General features: G+C 64.6%; 9 protein-coding genes and 2 pseudogenes. 9 read left to right on the forward strand and 2 right to left on the reverse strand.

Translation table 11 applies throughout. The features are described from left to right. Together H8A95_RS38050 and H8A95_RS38055 are read right to left on the reverse strand one after the other, a co-directional pair. Positions 1 to 403 (reverse strand): annotated as a pseudogene (locus tag H8A95_RS38050) (L,D-transpeptidase family protein); the annotation flags it as partial. A 357-nt stretch (positions 404 to 760) separates the two neighbouring features. Then, complete coding sequence (locus H8A95_RS38055) at positions 761 to 2,251, reverse strand: sigma-54-dependent transcriptional regulator (protein ID WP_229187738.1); 1,491 nt, start codon at positions 2,249 to 2,251, stop codon at positions 761 to 763. A 142-nt stretch (positions 2,252 to 2,393) separates the two neighbouring features. Between H8A95_RS38055 and H8A95_RS38060 the strand changes: the two genes are divergently transcribed. From H8A95_RS38060 to H8A95_RS38100, 9 genes and pseudogenes are all read left to right on the forward strand, one after another. Continuing rightward, positions 2,394 to 4,310: a M3 family oligoendopeptidase gene (locus H8A95_RS38060; protein ID WP_163159660.1), complete on the forward strand. Its 1,917-nt coding sequence runs from the start codon at positions 2,394 to 2,396 to the stop codon at positions 4,308 to 4,310. A gap of 269 nt (positions 4,311 to 4,579) precedes the next feature. Beyond that, positions 4,580 to 4,732 carry an aa3-type cytochrome c oxidase subunit IV gene (locus H8A95_RS38065; RefSeq protein ID WP_163159659.1) on the forward strand — a complete coding sequence of 51 codons (153 nt, stop codon included), beginning with the start codon at positions 4,580 to 4,582 and terminating at the stop codon, positions 4,730 to 4,732. A gap of 142 nt (positions 4,733 to 4,874) precedes the next feature. Then, positions 4,875 to 5,999: a Re/Si-specific NAD(P)(+) transhydrogenase subunit alpha gene (locus tag H8A95_RS38070; RefSeq protein WP_229187739.1), complete on the forward strand. Its 1,125-nt coding sequence runs from the start codon at positions 4,875 to 4,877 to the stop codon at positions 5,997 to 5,999. Between the two features lie 11 nt (positions 6,000 to 6,010). After that, positions 6,011 to 6,328 (forward strand): proton-translocating transhydrogenase family protein, encoded by a 318-nt coding sequence (locus H8A95_RS38075; protein WP_016841609.1) that lies wholly within the window; start codon positions 6,011 to 6,013, stop codon positions 6,326 to 6,328. Between the two features lie 44 nt (positions 6,329 to 6,372). Beyond that, entirely contained in the window at positions 6,373 to 7,770 is a 1,398-nt protein-coding gene (locus H8A95_RS38080) for an NAD(P)(+) transhydrogenase (Re/Si-specific) subunit beta (RefSeq protein ID WP_229187740.1), read from the forward strand. A gap of 307 nt (positions 7,771 to 8,077) precedes the next feature. Next, complete coding sequence (locus tag H8A95_RS38085; protein WP_229187742.1) at positions 8,078 to 8,884, forward strand: alpha/beta hydrolase; 807 nt, start codon at positions 8,078 to 8,080, stop codon at positions 8,882 to 8,884. Positions 8,885 to 8,938: 54 nt separating this feature from the next. Continuing rightward, positions 8,939 to 10,036 carry a calcium:cation antiporter gene (locus H8A95_RS38090; RefSeq protein WP_229187741.1) on the forward strand — a complete coding sequence of 366 codons (1,098 nt, stop codon included), beginning with the start codon at positions 8,939 to 8,941 and terminating at the stop codon, positions 10,034 to 10,036. 39 nt (positions 10,037 to 10,075) lie between these two features. Continuing rightward, the gene (locus tag H8A95_RS38095) at positions 10,076 to 10,360 is read left to right on the forward strand and encodes a cupin domain-containing protein (RefSeq protein ID WP_028340624.1); all 285 of its coding nucleotides are present in this window, start codon (positions 10,076 to 10,078) and stop codon (positions 10,358 to 10,360) included. A gap of 250 nt (positions 10,361 to 10,610) precedes the next feature. Continuing rightward, positions 10,611 to 11,087 (forward strand): annotated as a pseudogene (locus H8A95_RS38100) (hypothetical protein); the annotation flags it as partial.

Consider the following 11,087-nt stretch of genomic DNA (forward strand, 5'->3'; position numbering starts at 1 on the left):
CGGGAGCGGGCGAGGCCGCTGCCGGCGCGACCGCGGTATCGGTCTTCGGTGCATCGGCGGGCTTCGTTGCCGGCGCCGTGGCGACATCGGCGGGCTTTGGTTCGACGGCCTTTGCCGTCGCGCTCGGCTCTGCCGGCTTTGTATCGACAGGCTTCGCATCAACGGGCTTGGTCTCGGTGGCCTGCACGTTCGTCGGTTTCACGTCGGCCGGCTTGGCGGCGTCGGGCAGTGCGGCGGTGGTGTCGGCCTTGAAATCGCCCGCGGTGGGCGGCGGCACGTTGGCCGGCTCGGGGCGCGGGATCGCGGCGTCGATCGCGAGTTCCGCGGCGCTGGATCGAGGCGTGTCCTGTGCGAAGGCTGCGGTCGCGGACACCGTGAGGAAGGTTGCCGCGACCGCCGTCAATACGCGGTCAAATCCCCGACGGTTGTTCGAACAGTCACGCATCGTCACACCCCCTGGGTGGAACTGCTCCTGGTCAAACTGGAACAGTTCAAATCAGTATTTGTTTCATAGCTTGCGCGAAAGCGCCGGCCTCTCGATCGACTCGCACGCCTGCACGCAACGAACGCAGACGATACATTTGCCCCTCGTATGCAGCCAGCGCCATGCGGGGCAACTCACGACAAACTGACCTCGAAGCAGCTGATTTCGCTCGGGCTGTGCGTTTTTGCCACGCGGCACAGCCTTTGTCTGTCACCGCCACGACACGGTTCAAAAGGTTCCCTGGTATTGTTTGATCGGCCCCGAGGCCAATGCGACCTAGGTGGGGTCGGTCGCGCGCGTGCCGGCCGCCGCTTCATCGAGCTTGCGGTAGAGGGTCGAGCGGCCGATCTTGAGACGGCGCGCGACCTCCGACATCTGTCCGCGATAATGCGAAATCGCGAAGCGGATGATCTCGTTCTCGAGATCTTCCAGCGGGCGCACCTCGCCCGCGGCGTTGAGCATCGAGAGGCGGCCCGCAGTGGGGAGGGCAGTGGTCACAGGTATTTCGTTACCGGAAATCATGGCGGGGGCCGTGGAGGGCGACACCACCAGCGGCTCGCCCTGCAAGGATTTGCCTTCCGGCACCGGATGCGCGCTGCCCTGCGGGAAATCGGCCAGCCCAAGCTGGTCGCCGTCGCTCATCACCACGGCGCGATACACCGTGTTCTCGAGCTGGCGGATGTTGCCCGGCCAGTCGAGCTGCGCCAGATACGCCATCGCATCGCCGCTGATTCCGGTGATGTTGCGGTTCTCCTCGGCGCAGAACCGCGCCAGGAAATGCCGCAGCAAATGCGGAATGTCTTCGCGCCGCTGCCGCAGCGCCGGAATGGTCAGCGGCAGCACGTGCAGGCGGTAGAACAGGTCCTCGCGGAACTGGCCGGCTTTCACGAGATCGAGCAGCTTGCGGTTGGTCGCCGAGATGATGCGGACATCGACCTTGACCGGCTTGCGGCCGCCGACCGCCTCGACGGTCCCTTCCTGCAGCGCGCGCAGCAGCTTGACCTGCGTGGCCAGCGGCAATTCGCCGACCTCGTCGAGGAACAGCGTGCCGCCATGGGCCTCGACGAACTTGCCCTGGTGACGCTCAGTGGCGCCGGTGAAGGCGCCCTTCTCATGGCCGAACAGGATCGATTCGACGAGATTGTCCGGGATTGCGCCGCAGTTCACCGCGACGAACGGCTTGGCCTTGCGCTCGCTGCTGCCATGGATGGCGCGCGCGAACAGTTCCTTGCCGACGCCGGACTCGCCCTCGATCAGCACGGGAATCGTCGAGGATGCGGCTTTCTGCGCGGTGCGCAGCACCCCGGCCATCGCCTCGCTGCGGGTGATGATGTCGGAGAAGGTCAGCCGGCCCTCGCGGCTGTGGCGGATGCGCTGCAATTCGCCCTTGAGCGCCGAGGCGTTGAGGGCATTGCGCAGGGACACCTGCAGCCGTTCGAAGCCGACCGGCTTGACCACGAAATCCTGGGCACCGGCGCGCATCGCCGACACCACATTGTCGATGCCGCCATGCGCGGTCTGGACGATGACCGGGACGTTCAAACCAGCTTCACGAATCTTTGCGAGGACTCCGAGACCGTCGAGGCCCGGCATCACGAGGTCGAGCACGACGGCATCGATCGTCTGCGTCTCGGATGCGGTCAAGGCCGCTACCGCCGCGTCGCCGCTGTCCACGACGAGGGGCTCATAGCCGCACTTCTGCACCATGTTTTCAACCAAACGACGCTGTACTGCGTCATCATCGGCGATCAAAATGGTGGCAGCCATGGTTTTCCCCGCACGCTACGATTATTTGTCTCGAATCGGGGCACTGTCGCCGATGCCGATTAACGCACTCTTAAACCTTGCAAACCCGCATTCATTCCGCCGCCGCCGACATCTTTCCGACTGAAGTAAGGTTACGAACAAGATGACCTCGCGCTCCAAAACTGCTCCGAACAAGTCTGCTCTCAGCAAGGCCGCTCTCCGCAAGGACACCGCGCTGCGCAAAACGGCAGCGCAACGCAAACCGGCCCCGGCCGGCCCGGCGGCGAAAAAGGCAGCCAGCAAGACCGGCAAGCTTCCGGAATGGAATCTGGCAGATCTCTACTCCGGTATCGACGCGCCAGAGGTTGCACGCGATCTGCAGAAAATGGATGCAGATTGCGTCGCGTTTGAGACCGACTTCAAGGGCAAGCTTGCTGAAAATACCGCCAGGGAAGGCGGCGGCAAGTGGCTTGCCGAGGCGGTCCGCCGCTACGAGGCGATCGACGATCTGGCAGGCCGTCTCGGCTCTTATGCCGGTCTGGTCCATGCCGGCGACAGCGTCGATCCCGCGATCTCGAAGTTCTATGGCGACGTGTCGGAACGGCTGACCGCCGCATCGGTACATCTCCTGTTCTTCTCGCTCGAGCTCAATCGGGTTGACGATGATGTGATCGAGCGCGCGATGGCAGAACCCGAACTCGGCCACTACCGGCCGTGGATCGAGGATCTGCGCAAGGACAAGCCGTACCAGCTCGAGGATCGCGTCGAGCAGCTCTTCCACGAGAAGGCGCAGAGCGGCTACGCAGCCTGGAACCGGCTGTTCGACCAGACCATCTCCGGCCTGCGCTTCAAGGTCTCAGGCAAGGAGCTCGCGATCGAGCCGACGCTGAACCTGTTGCAGGACAAGGCCGGGGACAAGCGCAAGTCCGCCGCGCAGGCGCTGGCCAAGACCTTCAAGGACAATGAGCGCACCTTCGCGCTGATCACCAACACGCTCGCCAAGGACAAGGAAATCTCCGATCGCTGGCGCGGCTTCCAGGATGTCGCGGACTCCCGCCATCTCAACAACCGCGTCGAGCGCGAGGTGGTCGACGCACTGGTCGCCTCCGTGCGCGCGGCCTATCCGAAGCTGTCGCACCGCTATTACGCGTTGAAGGCCGGCTGGTTCAAAAAGAAGAAGCTGCCGCACTGGGACCGCAATGCGCCGCTGCCGTTCGCGGCGACCGGGACGATCGCCTGGCCCGAGGCGCGCAACATGGTGCTGTCGGCCTATAACGGCTTCTCGCCCAGAATGGCCGAGATCGCGGAGCGCTTCTTCGACGATCGCTGGATCGATGCGCCGGTCCGTCCGGGCAAAGCGCCCGGCGCGTTCTCGCATCCGACCACGCCGTCGGCGCATCCCTACGTGCTGATGAATTATCAGGGCAAGCCGCGCGACGTGATGACGCTGGCGCATGAGCTCGGCCACGGCGTCCATCAGGTGCTGGCGGCGAAGAACGGCGCGCTGATGGCGCCGACGCCGCTGACGCTGGCGGAAACCGCCAGCGTGTTCGGCGAGATGCTGACCTTCAAGCGGCTGCTGTCGCAGACCAGGAACGCCAAGCAGCGCCAGGCGCTGCTCGCGGGCAAGGTCGAGGACATGATCAACACCGTGGTGCGGCAGATCGCGTTCTATTCGTTCGAGCGCGCGGTCCATACTGAGCGCAAGAATGGCGAGCTCACCGCCGAGCGGATCGGCCAGCTCTGGCTCAGCGTGCAGGGCGAGAGCCTGGGACCGGCGATCGAGATCAAGCCGGGCTACGAGACCTTCTGGATGTACATCCCGCACTTCATCCACTCGCCGTTCTACGTCTACGCCTATGCGTTCGGCGATTGCCTGGTGAACTCGCTCTATGCGGTCTACGAGCATGCGTCGGAGGGTTTCGCCGAGCGCTATCTCGACATGCTCGCCGCCGGCGGCACCAAGCACTATTCCGAGTTGCTGCGGCCGTTCGGGCTCGATGCCAAGGATCCGAAATTCTGGGACGGCGGCCTCTCCGTCATTGCCGGCATGATCGACGAGCTGGAGGCGATGGGTTGACGCCCATCGGTCTTCCGGCCAGTTCGGGTGGCAGCCCGGGCCTTGCATCAGCTTCGTTCGGCGTTTTTTTCGCCGGACGGCATGATCGTTCCATGATGCCTGCATTTGGGAGATCAATCCTGCCCGCGGGGCAGCCGCGGGGCCGTCGCTCGAGGGGTGAATCGGGGACGATTTGCGCTTCAAATCGCCCGATCGGGACCACGCCGTTGCCCTGCCAACCTGTTTGCGGTAATGGCTCGCAGAACGCGAATTTCTGACTGGGGACAGCGATGGCAGACCATAGCGAAGTGGCCTATACGACCGCCGACGGCAACGATTACGTGGCGCATGAGCAGACCTACGAAGGGTTTCTCATCCTGGTCAAATACGGCACCATCAGCGTCGCCATCCTCCTCGCTCTGATGGCCTATTTCCTGGTCTGATCCCTGATCGGCTAGCGGCATCGCCGTCCCGCGGCGGTGCCGGAATTTCTGTCGAAACCCGGATGCAAAAACCGGGTATCCAATCTGGCGAAAATAACGCTAGTTTGAAGACGCGTGCGCCGCTCGCGCCGCCGGAGGGCCCATGAAGATCGCCGTTGCCAAGGAAATTGATCCGTCCGAGCCGCGGGTTGCGGTTTCGCCCGATACCATCAAGAAGTTCAAGGCGATCGGCGCCGAGGTCGCGGTCGAGCCGGGCGCGGGCATCAAGTCGGGCCTGCCCGATTCGGAGCTCACCGCAGCCGGCGCCACCGTCTCGGCCGATGCGCTCAAGGACGCCGACATCATCATCAAGGTGAAGCGGCCCGAGGCCTCCGAACTCTCCAAATACAAGCGCGGTGCGCTGGTCGTCGCGATCATGGACCCCTATGGCAACGATGCCGCGCTGAAGGCGATGGCCGATGCCGGCGTTTCGGCGTTTGCAATGGAATTGATGCCGCGCATCACCCGCGCCCAGGTGATGGACGTGCTGTCCTCGCAGGCCAATCTGGCCGGCTACCGGGCGGTGATCGAGGGTGCCGAGGCGTTCGGCCGCGCGTTCCCGATGATGATGACCGCCGCCGGCACCGTTCCGGCCGCCAAGGTGTTCGTGATGGGCGTCGGCGTTGCCGGCTTGCAGGCGATCGCGACTGCGCGGCGGCTTGGAGCCATAGTCACGGCGACCGACGTGCGGCCCGCGACCAAGGAGCAGGTCGAATCGCTCGGCGCGAAATTCCTCGCCGTCGAGGACGAGGAGTTCAAGAACGCGCAGACCGCCGGCGGCTACGCCAAGGAAATGTCCAAGGAGTACCAGGCCAAGCAGGCCGCGCTGACCGCCGAGCACATCAAGAAGCAGGACATCGTGATCACCACCGCGCTGATCCCGGGCCGTCCGGCGCCGAAGCTGGTGTCGGGCGAGATGGTGAAATCGATGAAGCCTGGTTCGGTGCTGGTCGATCTCGCGGTCGAGCGTGGCGGCAATGTCGAGGGCGCCAAGCCCGGCGAGGTCGTCGAAACCGACGGCATCAAGATCGTCGGCTACACCAATGTCGCCGGCCGCGTCGCCGCTTCCGCTTCCAGCCTGTATGCGCGCAATCTGTTCTCGTTCATCGAGACGATGGTCGACAAGGCCAACAAGGCGCTCGCGGTCAATTGGGACGACGAGCTGGTGAAGGCCACCGCGCTGACCAAGGACGGCGCCGTCATCCATCCCAACTTCCAGCCGAAGTAAGGAGAGAAGCCATGGAGCATCTCGCGCAGGCCGTTGATCCCTTCGTGTTCCGGCTGTCGATTTTCGTTCTCGCCGTGTTCGTCGGCTATTTCGTGGTGTGGTCGGTGACACCGGCGCTGCACACGCCGCTGATGAGCGTGACCAACGCGATCTCGTCGGTGATCGTGGTCGGTGCGCTGCTCGCGGTCGGCGTCGGCATGGTGTCGAGCGGCTCGGGCTGGGCCCGCGGCTTCGGCTTCGTCGCGCTGATCTTCGCCTGCGTGAACATCTTCGGCGGCTTCCTGGTCACCCAGCGAATGCTGGCGATGTACAAGAAAAAAGCCAAGTAACGGCAACCACCTCGGGGTGATGTAAGAATTTGGGGGGACCTGAGATGAGCGCCAATCTCTCTGCACTATTGTATCTCGTGGCGGGTGTGCTGTTCATCCTGTCGCTGCGCGGCCTGTCGAGTCCGGCATCGTCGCGCCAGGGCAACATGTTCGGCATGATCGGCATGGCGATCGCGGTCGGCACCACGCTGGCGAGCCATCCGCCGGCCGACGGTGTGGCCTGGCTGCTGGTCATTCTCGCGGTCGCGATCGGCGGCGGCATCGGCGCTGTCATCGCGCGCCGCGTGCCGATGACCTCGATGCCCGAGCTCGTCGCCGCATTCCACTCGCTGGTCGGCATGGCCGCGGTGCTGGTCGCCGCCGGTGCGTTCTATGCGCCCGAGGCGTTCGACATCGGCACGCCCGGCGACATCCATCCGCAGAGCCTGGTCGAGATGTCGCTCGGCGTCGCGATCGGCGCGCTGACCTTCACCGGCTCGGTGATTGCGTTCCTGAAGCTGTCGGCGCGGATGAGCGGTGCGCCGATCATCCTGCCGTTCCGCCACGTCATCAACATCGTGCTGGCGCTGGCGCTGGTGTTCTTCATCGTCGGCCTCGTGATGTCGGGCAGCGCGCTCGACTTCTGGCTGATCACGATCATCGCGCTGGCGCTCGGCGTGCTGATGATCATCCCGATCGGCGGCGCCGACATGCCGGTCGTGATCTCGATGCTGAACTCCTACTCCGGCTGGGCCGCGGCCGGCATCGGCTTCACGCTCGGCAACTCGGCGCTGATCATCACCGGCGCGCTGGTCGGCTCGTCGGGCGCGATCCTGTCCTACATCATGTGCCACGCGATGAACCGCTCGTTCATCTCGGTGATCCTCGGCGGCTTCGGCGGCGAGACCGCGGCGGCCGGCGGCGGCTCGGGCGAGCAGAAGCCCGCCAAGCTCGGCTCGGCTGATGATGCCGCCTTCATCATGAAGAACGCCTCCAAGGTCATCATCGTGCCCGGCTACGGCATGGCGGTGGCGCAGGCCCAGCACGCGCTGCGCGAAATGGCAGATCTGCTGAAGAAGGAAGGCGTCGAGGTGAAATACGCCATTCACCCGGTGGCGGGCCGCATGCCCGGCCACATGAACGTGCTGCTGGCCGAGGCCAACGTGCCCTATGACGAGGTGTTCGAGCTCGAGGACATCAACTCGGAGTTCGCCCAGGCCGACATCGCCTTCGTGATCGGCGCCAACGACGTCACCAATCCGGCGGCGGAAGAGGACAAGACCTCGCCGATCTACGGCATGCCGGTGCTGCAGGTCTGGAAGGCCGGCACGGTGATGTTCATCAAGCGCTCGCTGGCCTCCGGCTACGCCGGCATCGACAATCCGCTGTTCTACCGCGACAACACCATGATGCTGCTCGGCGACGCCAAGAAGGTCACCGAGAACATCGTCAAGGCGATGTAGGACGGCTTCGATGGTTCTGAACCGGGAGTGGCATCGACAGCATCGCATGCCGCCCCGGGCCACGCGCGAGCAGCGCATCAAGTGGCATGTCGCGCATGCGAAAGTTTGCGCTTGCCGGCCCGTTCCAGACAGCATCACGCTCGAGGTCGAAAAGCTGCTCGATTCCAGGCGCAGGCCACTCTCGCCGGCTACCAAAGACCGAGGGCGGGACCAAAAACTGCGAAACAACCCCATGCAAAGTAGCAATGGGGTCCCACATCATCGGACACACTAAATCTAGAGCTGCAGGCGAGATTTGCGCGTGGTTCTGACGATCCTGAAATGGCTGCTGATCGTCGCCGCGGTCGTCTATCTCGGTGGCCTTGCGGTGCTGTACGTCAAGCAGCGCGAGATGCTGTTTCCGATTCCGCCGGTGGGACGGACCGCGCCGGCAGCCGCCGGCCTTCCCGAGGCCGAAGAGCATGTGCTGGCCACTGCTGACGGCGAGAAGGTCATCGTCTGGCATGTGCCGGCGAAGCCCGGCCGTCCGGTGGTGCTGTTCTTTCCCGGCAATGGCGATTTCCTTGCCGGGCGGGTTGCGCGCTTCAAGGGCATCATCGCCGACGGCACCGGGCTGGTCGCGCTGTCGTACCGGGGCTATGCGGGCTCGAGCGGATCTCCGACCGAGCAGGGGCTGCTGCAGGATGCTGCGGCGGCCTACGCGTTCACCGCAGCGCGCTACCGTCCCGCGCAGATCGTGGTCTGGGGCTTCTCACTCGGCACCGGCGTTGCGGTTGCGCTCACCGCCGAACATCCGGTCGGCCGCTTGATCCTGGAGGCGCCGTACACGTCGACGGCCGACGTCGCCGGCGAGCACTTCTGGTTTGTGCCGATCAGCCTGTTGATGCGGGATCAATTCCACTCCGACCGGCGAATCAACGGCGTGACGGTGCCGCTGCTGATCATGCATGGCACCGACGATCCGGTGATCCCGATCCGTTTCGGCGAGCGCCTGTTCAATCTCGCCCGTGAGCCCAAGCAGTTCGTGCGACTGCCCGGTGGCGGGCACGACAATCTCGACGATTTCGGTGCGATGGGGACGGCGCGCCCGTTTATCGACGCCGCAAGAGGCTGACGGAGGCGATTGTCTATCGCATAATCGCACCACCGGAAGTGAGGGGACCCCACGATGAGCGCACACGGACCGATGCCACGGTCGGCCTGGTTGTATCCTGTTCTGGCGGTGCTGTTGTTTGCCGCAGTCACGGCCTCCGGCTACAGCTTCGCACCGTCGGCCGGGGGCTGGGCCTTCGCGGCCGTGCTGCTGGTGATTCTGTTCGGCACTGTGTTCGCGGCCGTCCATCACGCCGAGATGATTGCCGAGCGGATCGGCGAGCCGTTCGGCACGCTGCTCCTGACGCTCGCGGTGACCATTATCGAGGTGGCGCTGATCTCGACCATCATGCTGGGCGACACGCCGGCACCGACGCTCGCGCGCGACACCGTGTTTGCGGTGGTCATGATCGTCTGCAACGGCCTGGTCGGGCTCTGCATCTTCATCGGCGGCATCCGCTACCGTGAGCAGGATTTCCAGATCACCGGCGCCAACCTCTACCTCAGCGTGCTGTTCGTGCTCGCGACCATCACGCTGGATATGCCGAATTTCACGCTGACGGCGCCGGGCCCGATCTATTCCACGGCCCAGCTCGCCGTGATCAGCATCGTGACCCTGCTGCTCTACGCCGTGTTCCTATACACCCAGACCATCCGCCACCGCGACTACTTCGTCGGCGGCGCCAACGAGGCGGCCGCGCATGGCGAGGTGATGTCGGACCGCATGACCGCGATCAGCGTTGCCTTGCTGTTGGTGTCGCTGCTGGCGGTGGTGCTGCTGGCCAAGAAGTTTTCGCTGGTGGTCGATGTCGTCACGGTCAAGATCGGTGCGCCGCCGGCCTTTGCCGGTCTGGTGGTGGCGGCGCTGATCCTGCTGCCGGAGAGCGTTGCCGCGGTGGCGGCGGCGCGCAAGAACGACCTGCAGAAGAGCATCAACCTCGCGCTCGGCTCCTCGATCGCCACCATCGGGCTCACGGTTCCCGCCGTGGCCCTTGCCGCCCATGTGCTCGACAAGGAGCTGGTGCTCGGGCTCAGCAACCAGCATATGCTGATCCTGCTGCTGACCTTCATGGTCAGCATGCTCACCTTCGGAACCGGGCGCACCAACATCCTGTTCGGGCTTGTTCACATGGTGGTATTCGCGGTGTTCGTGTTCATGGTGTTCGTGCCGTAGGGCACGATGCGCTCAAACAAGAAACTTGGAGAAGTGATGATGCTCAGCGCCAAATCGGACGTGCAGGTGGATACGGCGGAGGTTCGCGTGACCGAATGGCGGCTCGCGCCCGGCAGCGCCACCGGCCACCACACCCACGAGATGGACTACGTCATCGTTCCGATTACGGCGGGCGAGATGACGATCGTGGCGCCGAACGGCGAGCGCTCGAAGGCCCAGCTCGGGGCCGGCAAATCCTATTTCCGCAAGGCAGGGGTCCAGCATGACGTGCTGAACGAGACGGCCAGCGAGATCGTGTTCCTCGAGGTCGAGCTCAAGCCCTGATGAGGGCGGTAACCCTGCGCGCGCCGAATGGCAGGTCCGTGTTCGCGCGGCTGTGGAAATTCATAAGCCGTTAACGGCTGCGCGATGATCTAGAAGGCGGATGCGGCCTGCGCAGGGCGCGCCTCCGCTGAAACCAAAGTGACACCAAAGGTGACGTCGGAACGGGGGTTTGCCACCGATCCGACGCAGTTGATCCCTGAATGTGCCTCAAAGTTCCAGCATGAAATAACGGGGTGGGGAGTGGCAGGTCATGCTGAGTTACCTGAAGAAATTTGTGATGGACATCTTACCCTCGGTGGCAGCGACCATCATCGGGGCGTACATCGTCAACCACTACATCGTGTCCAAGCCGGAAGTGCCCGCCGCCGCGGCCGTGACCACTGCCGTCGATCCCAAAGCCGCCGCCAAGCCCGCCACCGTCGTCAGCAGCCTCCCCGAAGCCGGCGTGAAGGCCAAGGGCATGTCCGAGCGCACGCTGATCGAGCGCTCGGCCTCAGAGAAGGCCACCGTCACCGAGAAGCCCGCCGACCCCAAATCGGCTGACTCCAAACCTACCGATTCGAAGGCCGATGCTCCGGCCGATACCGCCAGCATCCCGACCGACACCCGCCACCACACGGCGGCGCCAAAGGCCGTCGCCAAGGTGACGCCTGCCGCGCCGCAGCCGGCCGCGCCTGCCACCTCCGCGGCACCGGCCGAGGCCGCCGCGTCGGCATCGGAGGAAAAC

This window comes from Bradyrhizobium oropedii (assembly GCF_020889685.1).
GTDB lineage: Bacteria > Pseudomonadota > Alphaproteobacteria > Rhizobiales > Xanthobacteraceae > Bradyrhizobium > Bradyrhizobium oropedii.